The 17,355-nt window shown below is 29.5% G+C and carries 15 protein-coding genes; 13 read left to right on the top strand and 2 right to left on the bottom strand.

Going from position 1 to position 17,355, the window contains the following annotated elements; genetic code table 11:
• Positions 1-462: 462 nt before the first annotated feature.
• From HMPREF2852_RS09350 to HMPREF2852_RS09315, 8 genes are all read left to right on the top strand, one after another.
• Positions 463-681 carry a FeoA family protein gene (locus HMPREF2852_RS09350; protein ID WP_004839809.1) on the top strand — a complete coding sequence of 73 codons (219 nt, stop codon included), beginning with the start codon at positions 463-465 and terminating at the stop codon, positions 679-681.
• Positions 682-683: 2 nt separating this feature from the next.
• Positions 684-908, top strand: a complete 225-nt coding sequence (locus HMPREF2852_RS09345; RefSeq protein WP_070607986.1) for a FeoA family protein — start codon at positions 684-686, stop codon at positions 906-908.
• Positions 909-3,059, top strand: coding sequence for a ferrous iron transport protein B (feoB, locus tag HMPREF2852_RS09340; RefSeq protein ID WP_070607983.1), 2,151 nt, complete (start codon positions 909-911; stop codon positions 3,057-3,059).
• A gap of 26 nt (positions 3,060-3,085) precedes the next feature.
• Entirely contained in the window at positions 3,086-3,283 is a 198-nt protein-coding gene (locus HMPREF2852_RS09335) for a hypothetical protein (RefSeq protein WP_004839813.1), read from the top strand.
• Positions 3,284-3,527: 244 nt separating this feature from the next.
• Positions 3,528-3,854, top strand: coding sequence for a DUF6110 family protein (locus HMPREF2852_RS09330; protein ID WP_019118922.1), 327 nt, complete (start codon positions 3,528-3,530; stop codon positions 3,852-3,854).
• A gap of 1 nt (position 3,855) precedes the next feature.
• Complete coding sequence (locus HMPREF2852_RS09325) at positions 3,856-5,928, top strand: heavy metal translocating P-type ATPase (protein ID WP_070607981.1); 2,073 nt, start codon at positions 3,856-3,858, stop codon at positions 5,926-5,928.
• Between the two features lie 197 nt (positions 5,929-6,125).
• Positions 6,126-7,136 (top strand): threonine aldolase family protein, encoded by a 1,011-nt coding sequence (locus HMPREF2852_RS09320; protein WP_070607979.1) that lies wholly within the window; start codon positions 6,126-6,128, stop codon positions 7,134-7,136.
• A gap of 4 nt (positions 7,137-7,140) precedes the next feature.
• Positions 7,141-8,022 (top strand): radical SAM protein, encoded by an 882-nt coding sequence (locus HMPREF2852_RS09315; protein ID WP_070607977.1) that lies wholly within the window; start codon positions 7,141-7,143, stop codon positions 8,020-8,022.
• A 40-nt stretch (positions 8,023-8,062) separates the two neighbouring features.
• Here HMPREF2852_RS09315 and HMPREF2852_RS09310 read toward each other — a convergent pair whose 3' ends face one another.
• Together HMPREF2852_RS09310 and HMPREF2852_RS09305 are read right to left on the bottom strand one after the other, a co-directional pair.
• The gene (locus tag HMPREF2852_RS09310; protein WP_070607975.1) at positions 8,063-8,728 is read right to left on the bottom strand and encodes a hypothetical protein; all 666 of its coding nucleotides are present in this window, start codon (positions 8,726-8,728) and stop codon (positions 8,063-8,065) included.
• A 2-nt stretch (positions 8,729-8,730) separates the two neighbouring features.
• On the bottom strand, positions 8,731-11,538 hold the full coding sequence (locus HMPREF2852_RS09305; protein ID WP_070607973.1) for an AAA family ATPase: 2,808 nt from the start codon (positions 11,536-11,538) through the stop codon (positions 8,731-8,733).
• 304 nt (positions 11,539-11,842) lie between these two features.
• Here HMPREF2852_RS09305 and gltX point away from each other — a divergent pair, with 304 nt between their 5' ends.
• The 5 genes from gltX to HMPREF2852_RS09280 all read left to right on the top strand — a co-directional run bounded on the left by gltX (position 11,843) and on the right by HMPREF2852_RS09280 (position 17,059).
• Positions 11,843-13,324, top strand: coding sequence for a glutamate--tRNA ligase (gene gltX / locus HMPREF2852_RS09300; protein WP_070607970.1), 1,482 nt, complete (start codon positions 11,843-11,845; stop codon positions 13,322-13,324).
• A 1-nt stretch (position 13,325) separates the two neighbouring features.
• The gene (gene cysS / locus HMPREF2852_RS09295) at positions 13,326-14,744 is read left to right on the top strand and encodes a cysteine--tRNA ligase (protein WP_070607967.1); all 1,419 of its coding nucleotides are present in this window, start codon (positions 13,326-13,328) and stop codon (positions 14,742-14,744) included.
• Positions 14,744-15,457, top strand: a complete 714-nt coding sequence (rlmB, locus tag HMPREF2852_RS09290) for a 23S rRNA (guanosine(2251)-2'-O)-methyltransferase RlmB (RefSeq protein WP_070607965.1) — start codon at positions 14,744-14,746, stop codon at positions 15,455-15,457. Before cysS ends, rlmB begins: the two co-directional genes overlap by 1 nt.
• Entirely contained in the window at positions 15,444-15,968 is a 525-nt protein-coding gene (locus tag HMPREF2852_RS09285) for an NYN domain-containing protein (protein ID WP_070607963.1), read from the top strand. The genes rlmB and HMPREF2852_RS09285 overlap by 14 nt, the downstream gene beginning before the upstream one ends.
• 89 nt (positions 15,969-16,057) lie before the next feature.
• Positions 16,058-17,059, top strand: a complete 1,002-nt coding sequence (locus HMPREF2852_RS09280) for a sigma-70 family RNA polymerase sigma factor (protein WP_004839833.1) — start codon at positions 16,058-16,060, stop codon at positions 17,057-17,059.
• Positions 17,060-17,355: the final 296 nt, after the last annotated feature.

Below are 17,355 nucleotides of genomic sequence, written 5' to 3'. Positions count from 1 at the left end.
AGCATGAGGATTTGTATACTTTGTCAACAGCCTGAGCCCAATTATCTGGGCTTTTTATTTTTGGAAAATTTTAAAAAGTTTTTGATTATATTTTTGTTTCATTTTCACATAAAATTTTACAAAAAAATTTAGATTTTTATTATTTTTTTACTCTGAGAAAATAAAATTTTTTAATAACAAAATTTTTTTATTTATATTTACATTCTCAAAAAATAAAACCAATATAATGATATTCAATATCAGATTATTCGGTGTATAATTGTTAATGAAGATAGTGATAATATATATCATTATTTTACATATTATTATTATGACTAAGTAAAACTTCACTGGTTCGGTTAGCTGGATTTCTTTTTTTTTAGAGATTGCTGATATTGACTATTATTACGAAAAATCATATAATTATAAGCCATAAATAAATTTGTTTAAAATAATAGATTAATAAATAGAAAGAAGGAATATATGCCAATAACCTTATTAAATAATGGACAAGAAGCAGAAGTTATTAGAGTAACTGGAAATGATGAAATGAAAACCCATCTTTCAAATTTAGGTTTTGTAAAGGGGAAAAAAGTTAAATTATTTTTCTTTGATGGAGTAAATTACATTATTATGGTTGACAATAGCAAGTATGCTCTTAACAAAGACTTAGCAAAAAGAATATACGTGAGGGAGATATAATAATGAAAACTTTAAAAGATGTAGCAGTAGGAGAAACTGCTATAATAAAAAAAATTAAGGGAGATGGAGCTACCATAAGAAGAATTATGGATATGGGGATTACAAAAAAAACTGAGGTTTATGTAAGAAAAATTGCCCCATTAGGAGATCCTATCCAAGTTAATTTACGTGGTTATGAATTGACTCTTAGAAAAGAAGATGCAAAAAACATAATAGTGGAGGAATAGATGACTTATACGGTTGCTTTAGCTGGTAACCCTAACTCAGGAAAAACCACTCTTTTTAATGAGCTTACAGGTTCAAGCCAAAGAGTAGGAAACTGGCCAGGAGTTACAGTTGATAAAAAAGAAGGAAAATTAAAAGGACACAAGGATATTATTATCCAAGATTTACCAGGAATTTATTCACTTTCCCCTTATACAATGGAAGAAGTTGTTTCAAGAGGATATTTGGTTGACCAAAGACCTGACCTTATTGTAAATCTTGTTGATGGATCAAATCTTATAAGAAACTTATATCTTACAAGCCAATTAATTGAACTTGGAATTCCAACAATTATTGCCTTGAATATGATGGATATAGTTAAATCAAACGGCGATGTTATTGATAAAGATAATCTTTCTAAAATTTTAGGTTGTCCTGTTGTAGAAATTGTTGCTAGCAAAAAACAAGGTACAAAGGACTTAATCAATGAGATTGTAAAATCAGAAAATAAATTATCTTTACCAAATCCTTTAAAATATTCTGGAGAATTAGAAGAAGCTTTGGAAAAAATTTCTAGTGAAATTTCTGGATCTGTTGATTCTAAACTTGAAAGATATTTGTCAATCAAGGCCTTTGAAAATGATGAAGATATGTTTGAAAATATTTCTTTATCAACTAGCCAAAAAGAAAATATAAAATCTTTAAGAGAAGATTTTGAGAAAAAAGAAGATGATGTTGCTGAAGGTATTGTAACTACTGAAAGATATGAAGCTCTTGGAGAAGTTGGAGAAAAAGTTCTTAAAAAAGCTCCACCAAAACTTTCAACAACTGATAAAATCGATAAGATAGTTACAAATAGGATTTTGGGACTTCCAATTTTTGCCCTAGTAATGTTTGTTATTTATTATATAGCAATTTCAACTTTAGGAACTGGGGCGACTGATGCCGTAAATGGATTTTTTGAAGATACAATGACACCTGCTGTTGCAGATTTTCTAACAAATATTGGAATCAGTGACGTTTTAGTTAGTCTTGCAACAGACGGAATCATAGCAGGAGTTGGTGCAGTATTAGGATTCTTACCACAAATGTTAGTATTATTTGCCCAACTTTCAATTCTTGAAGATATAGGATACATGGCAAGAGTTGCCTTTGTAATGGATAGGGTATTTAGAAGATTTGGTCTTTCTGGAAAATCATTTATACCAGTAATGATAGGTACAGGATGTTCAGTTCCTGGAATCCAAGCATCAAGAACAATTGAAAATGAAAGAGATAGAAGAATTACAATTATAACTACATCTTTTATGCCATGTTCTGCAAAACTTCCAGTAATTGCTTTGATAGCTGGAGCATTTTTCAAAAAAGATCAAGCTTTAGTAACATTTTCATTTTATATAATTGGAATAGTTTCTGTAATAATTTCTGGAATTATTTTAAAGAAATTTAAAGAATTTGCATCAGATCCAGCTCCATTTGTTATGGAACTTCCACCATATCACGCACCAAGAGTTACTTCAGTTTTAAGAGATATGTTTAATAAAGGAATGAGCTTTGTAAAAAGAGCAGGAACAATAATTTTAGTATCATCTATAATTATTTGGTTCTTATCAAACTTCGACTTCTCATTTAAATTGGTAGAAGCTGAATCAGAAAACTCAATACTTGCAGTTTTAGGTGGATATTTAGCAGTTTTATTTAAACCATTAGGATTTGGACAATGGCAATCAGCAGTAGCAACAATTACAGGATTCGTTGCAAAAGAAAACGTAGTTTCAACAATGGGAGTTGTTCTTGGAATAGGAGCAGATCTTGATGAAACAAATAGACAATTAATTACAGCTTTCAACCAAGCTATAGGAACACCAGTTGCTGGATACTCATTCTTGCTTTTCAATATGCTTTGTATGCCATGTTTTGCAGCAGTTGGAGCTATAAAAACAGAAATGAACAATAATAGATGGACACTTATTGCTATAGGATACCAAATGGCATTTGCCTATGCGATTGCATTTATTTTCTATCATTTAGCAAATTGCTTTGTATATAAAGAATTTTCATTTATGACAATACTTGCAATATTAGTGTTGATAGGTGTTTTGTATTTGATTTTTAGACCTGTAAAATACAAAGAAGAAAAAAGATCTTACAAATTAAATTTTGCAAGAAAATAAAAAAATCATTATGAAGGGATGGTTTTATGAATATACAATCTTGGATACTTTTGATAATAATTTTGGGAACTTGCTCTTATATAATCTATACTAGATTTATAAAAGAAGGTTCAAATTTTGGTTGCAAAGACTGTGCTCAAAAAACTTCTTGCAATAGTGGAAAGTGTCAAAGTAAAAAAGAAAAAAATAAAGAAAAATCTAAATCATGTCCATATTGTGACTGATTTAAATTTAAAATAATTATTAATTAAGAAAGGCTTTTGTAAATTGATTATTTCCATGAAGGATGTATTTGCAAAAGCTCTTTTTTAAAAATATAAAATAATTCACAATAAATTTTGCCGATATTAGAAATCATTACAAATGATAAAGATTTTTATTAGCAAAATTTAAAATAAAGCTAAAAAAATTTGCAAAAAATAATTAAAGCGGTTATAATTATTTCAATAAAAAAAATAGGAGGAAAAGATGATTAAAGTAAACAAAAAAATTATAAGTACAGGTATTGGAGTAATAGCGGGAGCTATTGGGGGAAAGGTTCTCACATCAAAATTAGCAAAAAAGGCTGCTGTGGCTACAGTCCAACAAGGATTGAAAGCAAAAAGTGCTGTTGATAAGACTGTAGAAAATATAAAAGTTACAACTGATGATATAGTGGCTGAAGCAAAAATTAAAAATGAAATTGAAGAAAGACTTGAAGCTGAAGCAAAAGATAAGCTTGATATAGAAAATGTTGCTTCAGAAGCTAAAGAAGAAGTTAAGGAAGAAATAATAAAAGAAATTAAAGAGGACTAGGATGAGAGCGGCCATAAAGGCGAGAACTATTGGAAGAAGTAGGTTTATTTACGAGGATTATCTAAAAAAATCTAACGTCAATAAATTAAAGTACAAAATTGAACAAGTAAAGGGCGTGAAATCTTGTGAAATTTCTTATATATCAAAATCTATTATTGTAAATTATGAAGAAGATTTGATAGGAAATATTGCAAGATTTATCCTAGACTTTGATCTTAAATCTTTGGATGATTTTGATATTGAAGATGCGGATTTTATTCCTCAAGTTGATAAATCAATTTTTCATATATTAAGAAATTCAGCATACAAGAGAATTGTATTTGGTTATCTTATGCCTATCAGTATTAGACCATTTTTTACACTTTTGAGAGCTTATCCTTTTGTAAAGGAAGGCTTAAAATCTATAAAAAATAAAAAAATAGATGTGGCAGTTTTGGATGCAAGTGCAATTACAATTTCTATAATTACAGGAAAATTTGGGGATGCTGCTAGCATAATGGCTCTTTTATCATTGGGAGAAGAGCTTGAAGATTATACCTTAAAAAAATCAAGACTTAATTTGAAATCTTCGCTTGCTTTAAATGTTGATAAAGTTTTTGTAAAAGATGGAAATCAAAAAATAATCAAAAATCTAAAAGATGTAGAAATCGGAGATTTAATTTATATTTCTATGGGAAGTAAAATTCCTGTGGATGGAGAAGTTGTTGAGGGCTTTGCCATGGTAAATGAGGCTTCATTTACTGGAGAGGCAAAAGCTGTTGAAAAAAATGAAAATTCTACTGTTTTTGCAGGGACTGTTCTTGAAGAAGGAGAGCTTTTAGTAAAAACTAATAAAAAATATGGAGATTCTAGATTAAATCACATAATAAAACTTATTGAAGATAGTGAAAAAAATAAATCTCTTGCTCAATTAAAAGCAGAGTCTATGGCTGATTCTTTGGTAAAATATTCTTTTATTGGGGCAGGATTAACATATTTATTTACAAGAAATTTCATAAAAGCAAAATCATTTTTGATGGTGGATTATTCTTGTGCCTTAAAACTTACAATTCCAATTGCATATATGAAGGCTATAAGTCAGGCTGGAGAAGAAAATATTTTGGTAAAAGGTGGAAAATATTTTGAAAGCATAGCTAAAGCTGACACAATTATTTTTGATAAAACTGGAACATTAACCAAGTCCCAGCCAGAAGTCAAAAAAGTAATTGCCTTTGATATCGATGAGGATGAGGCTTTAAGAATAGCTGCTTGCCTTGAGGAACATTTTCCTCATTCAATAGCAAGAGCTGTTGTGAAAAAAGCTGTGGAAAAAAATCTTTGCCACGAAGAAATGCATTCAAAGCCAGAATATATAATGGCTCATGGTATAAAATCAAAAATAAATGGAAAAACAGCTCTCATAGGAAGCGAACATTTTATTCTTGAAGACGAAGGAATAAAAATCAATTCCCAACAAGGAGATTTGATAAATTCATTAAAAGAAGAATATTCTCTTTTGTTTATGGCTTATGACAATAAATTGATGGCGGTTTTGTGCATTGATGATCCAATTAGAGAAGATGCAAAAAAGACGGTAATGGCTTTGAGAGATTTAGGTTTTACTCATATTGCTATGCTTACAGGAGATAATGAAAATTCTGCTAGAGCTGTAAGCAAAAAACTTGATTTGGATTTTTATAAATCCCAAGTTCTTCCAGAGGACAAAGAAAATTATGTAAGAAAAATGAAACAAATGGGAAGAAAAATTATAATGATAGGAGATGGAGTAAACGATTCAATTGCTCTATCAAGGGCAGACGTGGGAATTTCTATGTCAAAAGGTGCAGATCTTGCCAAAGAAATCTCTGACGTTTCAATAAAAACAGATTCACTCAAAGAATTAGTTGATCTTGTAAAACTTTCAAGAAGTGTAGATAAGAGAGTAAAAAATGATTATGAAAAAATAATTGCCTTTAATAGTTTATTGATAGCGTTAGGTTTGACATCGTTTATAACAAATACTCAATCAGCACTTTTACACAATATTTCCACAGTAGCTATAGCAAGTGAAAATATGAAAAAATATAAATTTTAAAAACCAAAGTTTAAAGCTTTGGTTTTTTCTTTGGGAAAATTTAATTAATTAGTAAATAAAATTTTAAAAATATTAAAAGTAAAGAAATCCTAGGAATTAAATTCGACTAACAAAGTGATGGTTGTAAATTTTAAAATGGAAAAAACTTATGAAAAATGTATGATAGAATAAGAAAATCGTTTTTGTAAGGAGAATTTATGATTAATTTTAGAAATGACTATTCCGATATTTGTTATCCAGAAATTTTAGATTATATAAAAGAAAATCTTGACCAAATAAATCCAGGATACGGAGTTGATGATCACAGCAAAAATGCTGAAAAATTAATTAAAGAAAAATTAGAAGATGAAAATGTTGATATTTATTTTATTCACGGAGGTACAGTAGCGAATATTCTTGGGGCAAGTGTAGGAATGTTGCCACAAGAATCTATAATTTCTGCAACAACAGGACACATCGAAGACCAAGAAGCAGGAGCGATTGAGGCTTGTAGAATAAAAATTGAAACAATTCCAACAAAGGACGGAAAGATCACAAAAAAATTATTGGAAGAAAAATATAAATCTTTTACCAACGAACACCACACAGTTCCAAGAAAAGTTTATATATCAAATACAACAGAAGTTGGAACACTTTATAGTAAAAAAGATTTAGAAGAGATTTACGATTTTTGTAAAAAACACGACTTATATTTATTTATGGACGGGGCAAGACTAGCACACGCCATGGCAAATGAAAAATCTGATCTAAAATTTAAAGATTTGACCAAACTTTGCGATATTTTTTATTTTGGAGGAACAAAAAACGGACTTATGTTCGGGGAAGTCCTTGTAATTGTAAATGATAATTTGAAGAAAAATTTCAGAAATTTGCAAAAACAAAAAGGAGCTATGCTTGCCAAAGGTTTTGTTACAGGAATTATGTTTGAAAGACTCTTCCAAGATGATTTGTATATCAAAGGAGCAAAAAAAGCCTACAAAATGGCAGAAAAATTGGCAAAAGGCTTTGAAGAAAAAGGATACAAACTTGCCTATGAATTTAATTCAAACCAAGTTTTTGTAGAAATTTCAAAAGAAGACATAAAAAAATGGGAAGAATTTGCTTATTTTGAAGTGGGAGAAAAAAGAGAGGATAAATTTGTAGCAAGATTTGTCACAACCTACAAGAGCAAAGAAAAAGAAATCGAAGAATTTTTAGAAAGGATTTAGTATTATGCATTACACAGGACAAGTTTATAGACCACCGCTTGAAGCCTACACACCACTTTTGGAAGTAACTTACGGCTGTTCCCACAACAAGTGTGCCTTTTGTACTATGTATGGTATGACAAATTTTGGAATTTCTCCTATAAAAGATGTAGAAAGTGATATTTTAGAAATTTCCATGACCTATTCAAGGCCAATCGAAAGAATTTATTTATTAAACGGAGATCCTTTCGTTCTTTCAACAGAAAAATTGGTAGAAATTGCAGATTTAATCCACAAATATATCCCAGAAGTAAAAACCATAACTTCCTACGCAAGTTTTTATAATTTAAAAAATAAAACCAAAGAAGATTTGAAACTTTTAAGAGAAAAAGGCTACAATGAACTTTGGTTTGGAGTAGAAACAGGAAATCAAAAAGTCCTAGACTGGCTTGATAAGGGAGCTGACCTAAAGGATTATAAAAAAGGGATAGAAAAAATGAAATTTGCAAAAATGACCTACAATGCCATAGTAATGCAAGGAGTTGCAGGAAATGGAAATTCAAAAGAAAATGCAAGAGAAACAGCAAAATTTTTAAACCTATATCCACCAATAGGAATTTTTATAATGAGTACAGACGTTCAAAGAGGGTCAAAATTATACAAAATGAGAGAAGAAGGAGATTTTAAAGAAACAAGTAACAGAGAAAACCTAGAAGAACAAATAGAATTATTAAAAAATCTAGATGTTCCGGGAAATGTCCTCTACTCATCAGGCCACATAGTAAATCTTGTAAAAGTAACATCTCACATGAGAAACAAAGAAAAAATGATTAAAAAATTAGAAGACGCCCTAGAAAATCTAGACGAAAAAATCCTAGATTCAAAAAATATGGGTAGGGCAATTTAAAAAATAGGCTGTTGCAAGATTTTTTGCAACAGCCTATTTTTTAGTTATTATTATCAACAGCCTCATTATATTTTCTTATGGTTCTTTTATGAAAAAATAATGTTAAGAAGGCCAAAGGTATGGTTATAAAATATTTAATAAGCTCTGTAAATAGTAGGACAATAAAAAATACAAATATTGATGTACTTACATCTTTCCTATAGGTTGTTTTTGTTTCACCAAGCCAATTTGTGCTTGAAGATGATTCGTAATAATCCATAAATTTGCTTGAAGCTTTTGCCATATTTACAGCTCCATAAGGATTGAAAAATGATGAAAATCTTCCACCAATATATCTTTTGTAATCTGCGTACCACGAATAAGTATAATTTGTTAATAAAAAATACGCTAAATAAAGCATTCCTTTTAGAAAGCTATAATCAAAGCTAGCAATAATAAAAATTGAAGAAATTATTATATATGAATTTATATAAAATCTTATTCCCATTTTTGGTGTGGAAAAATAAGATGGATTTTTGTAGGGGTCAATAAATTCATCTTTAGACTTATTATCATAAGTCACATTTTGATTGGTAGTTTCTTCAATTGTTGGAGGTTTTACATATTCTGCTTCTTTTTTGGAAGGAGGTTTTATATATTCGGCATCATTATTAATATTTTTATTATCTTTTGATGGTGGTTTAATATATTGATTTTGATTAGCCATTTTTACTCCTTAATTTGTTCCAAATCCTCTATTGTAATTGTGTTTACATCATCTTCATTTGTATTTGAAATTCTTTGGCTCATTATTCTGATTAATTTTTCATTAAAATTTCTAATCCATCGTCCATTACTATGGTCATTTGATTTGTTATAATTATTTTTTACAACTTGATAGTAAAGTTGTTCATCAACCTTATATGCGAATTTATCCAAGCTTGATAAGCCGATTTTTACAAGCTCATCTACAGTGTAGTCTTCAAAATAAAATTTGTTTGGAACTCTTGACTGAAGACCTGAATTTAAAGATAGAAATTCTTTCATTTCCTTGCTATATCCAGCAAATATTATTACTATGCTTTCTCTATAATCTTCCATAAATTTCAAGATTTCATCTATTGCTTCATTTCCAAAATCGTTATCAGATCCTTGTGATAGGCTGTAGGCTTCATCTATAAATAAAATTCCACCAAGTGCTGATTTTAAAACGGCTCTTGTTTTAATTGCAGTTTGACCTATATAACCTGCGACAAGATCTGATCTTGAAACTTCTATAAATTTATTTTCTTTTATAATAGATTTTTGATAGAGAAGATTACCTAAAATTCTAGCAACGGTAGTCTTTCCTGTACCAGGATTTCCAAGAAATAAGGAATGCAAAGTAAAGTTTTGGATTTTTTGTCCTGAATCTCTTCTTTTTTTATTTAGCTCTGCCATAGAAATAAATTCATCAACTTGCCTTTTTACTTGGTCTATTCCTATAAGATTTTGTAATTTATTATAAGCATCCTCATCTTTTCCATCATAGTTTTTGTATTTGCCAATATTAAATACCTGATCAATATCCTCATTTGTTAAAGTCGAAAGATCTGTTGATTCACTTTCGATAACTCTTGTCGCAAATACTTTTAGTAGTTTTTCGTTAAAGTTTCTAATCCATCTAGCGTTAGATTTATCTATAGATTGTTCATAAGCAAATTTCACATTTTTTTCATAATAATTTCTATCTTCTATCACATATTGCTTTTCAATTAAAATACTTTCTCCGATTTGAACAATTTCATCACTTGAGTAATCTTCAAAAACAAATTTATTGGCAACTCTAGAGTTTAGACCAGGATTTGTATCTAAAAATTCTTCCATTTCCTTAGTATATCCAGCAAAAATTATCATAATTTCACTTCTGTGATCTTCCATATATTTAAGAATAGTATTTATAGCTTCTTGACCGAAATTCACAGAGGAATCTCCCTTATTTAAGGTGTAAGCCTCATCTATAAATAAAATTTCGCCTTTTGCTTTTTCTAATAATTTATAAGTTTGCTCGGCAGTTTGACCGACGTTAGATGAAATTAAATCAGATTCACTGGCTTCAATGAAAATAAATTCTTCCTTATTATATAAGGCCTTATATTCAAATAATATCTCGCCAATAAGCCTTGCTACAGTTGTTTTTCCAGTTCCAGGATTTCCAAGAAATACAGAATGGAGCGAATTTTCTTCAGGAAGAAAACCCATTTGGATTCTTTTATTATTAAATTCAACCATCCTAATCATTTTGTTTATTTCATTTTTTACAGAATTTAATCCAACTAATTTATTAAGCTTATCGTATGGCGAAAGTTCGTTTTCATTTGATGAAATATTTTCATCATCATCTATTTCGTCATATAAAAATTCCTCATCCAAATCATCATTTTCAATTAAGCCGACCTTACAATAGGAATCATCAGACCTTTCTATTTTTATTGGAGAATTTTCATCATAATAATATTCGCCGTTAATAGATAAAAATTCAGTTAACAAGGTAGAGCTACCATTAATTCTAATATTAGGGGCAAAATATCTATTAAGGGAAATTTCGTAAGCTTTAAGTATGGAGTTATCTTGAATAAGCAAGTCAATTTTTTTATTATTCTCTCCTTTTAAATTAAAGGAGTCTTCTACAATTGCAAGAGATTTTTGATTTATACAAAATATTTCATTAACAGTTAATTTTGAAATAAAAGCTCTACTAGAATTAATATCCACAGATGAAACTATGTCATCATTAGAGATCAAATATGAGTTTTCATTTAAAAACAAGCAGCTAGGGTAATTTTTTTGTATAAATAAATTGTTATTTGAATTTATATTGGTGTTATAGATGTATAAACAAGGATATCTTTTTTGGGTATCTTCTCCGTTGACAGTGGAGTTATTAATTTTTAAATCTGAATGTTTAGCATTTATTGCATTTGTGTAATATTTTTTTATACAGGACTTGTTAATACTTACATTAGAATAATCAAATGATAAAGAAAGACATAAGTCTGAATTGTTGATTTCTATATTAGAATTTTTTGCATATAATTTAGAATAAAAATCTCCCTTATCAAATGTAGTAACATTTTCAAAATTTAAGCTTGAATTTTCAGAAACATAAACTTCTGGATATTTTTCTTGATTAGAATCTAATTTTATAAGCTCAGTCCTATCTATTATTACTTTATTTAAAAAAACAGTGGAAGAATCTTTAATATTTAAAATATTATCAAATTTATTATTTGATTCTAACCACAAACTATTTATATTTACATTTGCTTTATTTTTTATGTTAAGTCTTCCAACAATTTTATTTGTATAATAATTTGTATTATCTTCAAAATTAACGTGACCTTCTAAGGTCAAATCTTTATCTATTTCAAAAAATCCATCTTCTAAAATTAGATGAAAATTTTCTTTTAATTCTAAAATATCGCCAGGACTACAAGCATAATAAGCTTGATAAAAATTCCAAGTATCGTTAGAATTGCCTATTAAATATCTTGCCATTTGTTCCTCCTTAATTTTATTTAATTATATCATATTTAAAATATAAAAATATCAATTAGTAACAGGAAGTTATTCTTTGAAAAATAATTTATTTTCATTTAAAAGTAGATCCTTATAATTGATAATAAATCTTGAAAAAATTTATTTTTTATGCTAATATATAAGAAGTATTTGGGAGGGAGTGAGTTTAGCACTCCCTTTCGTTTTCGCTATTTTTAAAAAATGTGAAAAATTTCAAAAAAATATAAGTTTATAAATTAGTCAAGATATTATATAATAAAAGTGATATTTTTAAGGAGGACTTATGACAGAAACAAGAGTTAGATTTGCACCATCACCAACGGGTTACCTCCACATCGGTGGACTTAGAACAGCACTTTTTAATTACCTTTATGCAAGACATACTGGTGGAAAAATGCTTTTAAGAATTGAAGATACAGACAGAACCAGATTTGTTGAAGGAGCCTTGGAAAATTTATTGAAGACTTTAAAATGGTCAGGAATTGAAATTGACGAAGGCGTTATGCTTGATGAAAATGGAGAAATTACTGAAAAAGGAAATTGCGGTCCTTATATCCAATCAGATAGGGTTAAAGCTGGAATTTATGATAAATATATTGAAAAATTAATCGAAGAAGGCAAGGCTTATTATTGCTTTTGCTCAAAGGAAAGACTTGATAATTTAAGAGCAAGACAAAAAGCTGATGGTCTTACACCAAAATATGATGGACTTTGTCGTTCGTTAACATTAGAAGAAGCAAAAGAAAAAATTGCTAACGGAGAAAAATATACTGTAAGATTAAAACTTCCAAAAGATACAGATATTTCTTTTGATGATAGGATTAAGGGAAAAATTACTTTTAATACAAATGATATGGACGACCAAGTTTTGATAAAAGAAGACGGATACCCAACTTATCATTTTGCAGTTATTGTTGACGACCATGAAATGGGAATCACTCATGTTGTAAGAGGGGATGAATGGATTTCTTCAACTCCAAAACACGTATTTTTATACCAAGCTTTTGGATGGGAAGCTCCAGAATATATCCACCTTCCTACAGTTTTAAATAAAGATCACAAAAAATATTCTAAGAGAAATGGAGATGGAATGGTTGAAGATTTCATCGAAAGAGGATATTTACCAGAAGGACTTATAAATTATTTGGCTCTTTTGGGATGGTCACCTGATAGTGAAGAAGAAATTTTTACAATGAAAGAACTTGCTGACCAATTTACTTTTGATAGGGTAAATAAAACCGGAGCAGTTTTTGATGTAAGAAAACTTGATTGGGTTAACGGTCATTATGTAAGAGAAATGAGCGTTGAAGATTTAGCAAAAGCTATAAAACCATATTGTATTGAAGCAGGATTTTTCACAGAAGATTATCCAGAAGAAAAATTAAATCTTCTTGCAGCAACCTGGCAATCAGCAATTGATAAATTCACAGATATTAAAGACGAAGCTTATGTTTATTATGTAGATGATAAAGATATGAAATGGACCGATGAAGCGGTTGAAGCCATAAAAACTGATGAAGCTAAAACTTTGTTTGATGCCTTTATTGGAAAGCTTGAAGAAGTTGATGAAGTTGATCTAGACTTTGCAAAAACCATAATGAAATCTATCCAAAAAGAAACAGGAATAAAAGGAAAGAATTTATGGTTCCCAGTTAGGGCAGGACTTACAGGAAATGTTCACGGACCAGAACTTGTAAATGCCTTTGTAATTATGGGCAAGGAAAAAATGATCGACAGATTAAATTACGTTAAGGAAAATTTTTAATATGAAAATATATAATACATTCACAAGACAAAAAGAAGATTTCAAGACAATTGATGAAAATAAGGTAAGAATGTATGTATGCGGCCCAACAGTTTATGATTATATGCACATAGGAAACGCCCGTCCTTTGGTAATCTTTGATACAATGAGAAGATATTTAAGATATCTTGGCAACGACGTAAAATATGTTGTAAATTTTACAGATGTTGATGACAAAATTATAAATAAGGCCATTAAAGATAAGATATCAACTAAGGAAGTTACAGATAAGTATATAAAAGCTTATATGGAAGATGCAAAAGATTTAAATCTTGACGAAGAGCACACCATCCACCCAAAAGCTACAGAAACTATGGATGATATTATAGATTTTGTAAAAGAATTGGTGGATAAGGATTGTGCTTACGAATCAAATGGAGATGTTTATTTTGATATTTCAAAAGCAAAAGATTATGGACATCTTTCAGGAAAAAATATTGAAGATTTAAGAGAAGGCGCATCAAACAGACTAGATGATAAGGACAAGGGCAAAAAAAGAAATCCTATGGACTTTACCCTATGGAAAGCTACAAAAAAAGAAGGAGAAGTATCTTGGGATTCTCCTTGGGGCAAGGGTAGACCAGGCTGGCATATAGAATGTTCAACCATGAGCAAAAAATTATTGGGAGAAACAATCGACCTACATGCTGGTGGAGAAGATTTACAATTCCCTCATCACGAAAATGAAATTGCCCAATCAGAAACAAGATCAGGCAAAAAATTTGCAAATTATTGGATGCACAACGGCATGATCCAAGTTGATGGAACCAAAATGAGCAAGTCTTTGGGAAATTTCTTTACCCTACACGATATTAAAAAAGAATATGACCTTATGGTTGTAAGATTTTGGCTTTTGTCTGCAAGCTATAGACTCCCTATAAATTTCACAAGAGAAATAATAGAACAAGCCAAAAATTCCCTAGAAAGATTAAACAACGCCAAATTTAGGATGGATGATCTTTTAGAAAAAGCAAGTGGAAATTTAAAAGATGAAGAAAAAGATTTGGAAAAAGAGCTTGATAATTTTGAAAATAATTTTAGAAAAGTAATGGATGATGACTTAAACACTGCAGATGCCCTTACAGTTTTATTTGAAATTTCAAAATTTGCTAATACCAAACTTGATGAAAATTCTTCAAAAGAATTTGTAGAAAAAACTAGAGATTTATTTATAAAACTTGAAGATGTTCTTGGTATAGAAAACAGAAAAAAAACAGATGACTCTCTTGATGAAGATTTGATAAATAAATTAATAGAAGAAAGAAAAGAAGCGAAAAAGGCAAAAGACTTTGCTAAAGCAGATGAAATTCGTGACAAACTTTCTGAAATGGGAATTTTAATCAAAGATACCAGAGAAGGAACCAAGTGGGAGCTTAAATAATGGCAAGTATATATGGAAGAAAATCTGTACTTGAAACCATTGATGCAGGCGAAAATATAAAAAAAGCTCATATTTTGGAAAATAAGGGCAAAAATCACAAGCTAATCGATAAAATTATAAATAAATTAGAAGATAAAAATGTGCCAATATTTTATGAAGACAAGGATTATTTTTCAAAAATTTCTGGCAACCACCAAGGTGTTGAAATCGAAGTAGAAGATTACAAATACAAGGACCTTGATGATTTAAAAGATAAAAAAAGGCTAATGATTTTAGATCAAATAGAAGATCCTCACAATCTTGGGGCAATAATTAGAAGTGCAGAAGCCTTTGGTTTTGATGGAATAATTATTTCAGAAAGAAGATCTGCAAAAGTAAATTCAACAGTTTACAAAACAAGTGCAGGTGCAATCAACAATATTGATATAGCCATGGTTAAAAATATAAATAGGGCCATAAAAGAAATAAAAAAAGAAAATTTTTGGGTTTATGGACTAGCTGGAGAAGCAGAAAATGATATTACCCAAACAGATCTTAGAGGAAAAATTGCTCTAGTTGTTGGCAATGAAGGAAAGGGACTTTCAAGACTTGTAAGAGAAAATTGCGATGGACTAATAAAAATACCCATGCTTGGCAAAATAAATTCATTAAACGCATCGGTAGCAAGTGCAATCGCAATCTATGAAAGTCTAAGACAAAATGGCTTTAACTAAAAAAAATATAACCTATGTTGATGGCTATAACATAATAAATTCTTGGCCTGAATTAATTCATATAAAAGAAAATTCCCTAGAGCTTGCTCGTGAAAAATTAATAGACGAGATGGCAGAATACGCATCCCTTTCAAATGAAAAAGTTATTGTAGTCTTTGATGCCTACAATTCAGACGGTGAAAAAGAAAATATATTTGAAAAACTAGGCATAGAAATAGTCTATACCAAAAAATTTCAAACAGCAGATACCTACATTGAAAAAATGACAAACAAATATGCACGTCGTCACAATGTAAAAGTTGTAACCGACGATGGGCAAATTCAATCACTTGCCTTTGAAAGAGGGGCAAGCAGGATGACTGCCCTTGAGCTTAGGAATGATCTTTTAAATAAGAGGGTAAAAATAAAAAGAAATCAAAAAAAAGATTTCTCAAATAATTTCAAGCAATTTCCCTTATCAGAAGATGTAATAAAAAAACTTGATGATATAAAAAAAGACTTGGAAAAATAAATGGTAAAGGTAGATAAATTCAATTTATAAAAATTCAAATCATTTTTATAAGAACTTGACTGCTTAGGCAGATCAATTATGGTGGTTATATGGATAAAATAGATTTTAATGACGAAGAAGTCTTTGAAAAATTTAAAGATTTTTTCGATGAAGATGATATTGATGAAAAACAAGCTCAAAAAATTTATAAGGGCTTAACAGAAGATGAAAAAGAAGAATTTGAACAGTTTTTGGAAGATGAAGAACTGGAAATAGAAGAGGAAGAAGATAGAAAAAAAATAAAAAATTCTATCGTTGCAAGGCAAAGATCCGACATAATTAGGCTTTCAGATTTAACAAATGAGCAAATTGTAGAACAATTTCAAGAAGGAAATCAAAATGCCCTTGGAGCCTTAGTAGATAAAAACCAAGGTTTAGTCAGAAGCAGAGCCTCATATTTTTATCGCTCACATGGAAACGACCTTGAACTTGAAGATTTAGTCCAATCAGGCATGCTTGGAATGATAAGAGCTGCAGAAAAATTTGACCTTACTTTAGGATACAAATTTACAACTTATGCCTACAAATGGATTGATAAGGCAATAAGAAAAGCAATAAATAAAGAAGGTCACACAATAAGAATACCAGCTGGAAAATATTTAAAATTAAATAAATTAAAACAAATATTAAAAGCAAATCCTGAAGCAAGCGAAGAAGAATTGTACAAGATTTTAAAACAAGAAGGAATCGATAAAAAACAAGCCGACGATTTATTTTTGATAAACAGAAATCAAGTAAATTCAACAAGCCTAAACATAAATTTAGATTCAGAAGATTCAACAGGCGATGAGCTGATGGATATGGTAGGAGACGATTCAATCCCAGTAGACGATCAAATCCTAAAAAAAGATATGGAAGATTTTCTAATGAAAGCTTTGGATCAACTTTCAGATAGAGAAAAACAAATAATAATATATAGATACGGTTTGGACAACGAAAAACCAAAAACCCTAGAAGAAATAGGAACAATTTATAATCTATCCAGAGAAAGAATAAGACAAATAGAAAACCAAGCCCTAGGAAAACTAAAACAATACAGCGACCAGGATTAGGTAATTATTAAAATCGTGCCAGTGGCACGATTTTAATAATTACCCCGCGGACTAAAACAGAGAATTACAAAAAGCAAAATAAAATAATATGCTAAATCATTACAAAAAGAATGATAAGTTAGCGTATAATCAGCTTAAAAATGTGCCAGTGGCACATTTTTAATATTTATCCTAAAAGTATAATAAAAAATTCCAAAAAATAAAATTAACTTATAATGAAAAATAAAAAATTTCTACTATTAAAAAATTAGAAAGTGCTTGCACTTTCTCAGAGCGTCGACAAACCCACCAATAAA

Origin of the sequence: Anaerococcus sp. HMSC065G05 (assembly GCF_001812365.1) — a bacterium.
Taxonomy (GTDB): domain Bacteria; phylum Bacillota; class Clostridia; order Tissierellales; family Peptoniphilaceae; genus Anaerococcus; species Anaerococcus vaginalis.
The sequence above is the reverse complement of the archived record's forward strand: the minus strand, read 5'-3'. Positions and strand labels throughout refer to the sequence as shown.

What these genes read in the sequence shown, in the direction of transcription:
- HMPREF2852_RS09280 (WP_004839833.1), top strand. Translation starts at nt 16,058, where the DNA reads ATGGATAAAATAGATTTTAATGACGAAGAAGTCTTTGAAAAATTTAAA.
- HMPREF2852_RS09285 (WP_070607963.1), top strand. Translation starts at nt 15,444, where the DNA reads ATGGCTTTAACTAAAAAAAATATAACCTATGTTGATGGCTATAACATA.
- HMPREF2852_RS09315 (WP_070607977.1), top strand. Translation starts at nt 7,141, where the DNA reads ATGCATTACACAGGACAAGTTTATAGACCACCGCTTGAAGCCTACACA.
- HMPREF2852_RS09325 (WP_070607981.1), top strand. Translation starts at nt 3,856, where the DNA reads ATGAGAGCGGCCATAAAGGCGAGAACTATTGGAAGAAGTAGGTTTATT.
- HMPREF2852_RS09310 (WP_070607975.1), bottom strand. Translation starts at nt 8,728, where the DNA reads ATGGCTAATCAAAATCAATATATTAAACCACCATCAAAAGATAATAAA.
- HMPREF2852_RS09330 (WP_019118922.1), top strand. Translation starts at nt 3,528, where the DNA reads ATGATTAAAGTAAACAAAAAAATTATAAGTACAGGTATTGGAGTAATA.
- HMPREF2852_RS09345 (WP_070607986.1), top strand. Translation starts at nt 684, where the DNA reads ATGAAAACTTTAAAAGATGTAGCAGTAGGAGAAACTGCTATAATAAAA.
- feoB (WP_070607983.1), top strand. Translation starts at nt 909, where the DNA reads ATGACTTATACGGTTGCTTTAGCTGGTAACCCTAACTCAGGAAAAACC.
- HMPREF2852_RS09335 (WP_004839813.1), top strand. Translation starts at nt 3,086, where the DNA reads ATGAATATACAATCTTGGATACTTTTGATAATAATTTTGGGAACTTGC.
- HMPREF2852_RS09305 (WP_070607973.1), bottom strand. Translation starts at nt 11,538, where the DNA reads ATGGCAAGATATTTAATAGGCAATTCTAACGATACTTGGAATTTTTAT.
- gltX (WP_070607970.1), top strand. Translation starts at nt 11,843, where the DNA reads ATGACAGAAACAAGAGTTAGATTTGCACCATCACCAACGGGTTACCTC.
- rlmB (WP_070607965.1), top strand. Translation starts at nt 14,744, where the DNA reads ATGGCAAGTATATATGGAAGAAAATCTGTACTTGAAACCATTGATGCA.
- HMPREF2852_RS09320 (WP_070607979.1), top strand. Translation starts at nt 6,126, where the DNA reads ATGATTAATTTTAGAAATGACTATTCCGATATTTGTTATCCAGAAATT.
- HMPREF2852_RS09350 (WP_004839809.1), top strand. Translation starts at nt 463, where the DNA reads ATGCCAATAACCTTATTAAATAATGGACAAGAAGCAGAAGTTATTAGA.
- cysS (WP_070607967.1), top strand. Translation starts at nt 13,326, where the DNA reads ATGAAAATATATAATACATTCACAAGACAAAAAGAAGATTTCAAGACA.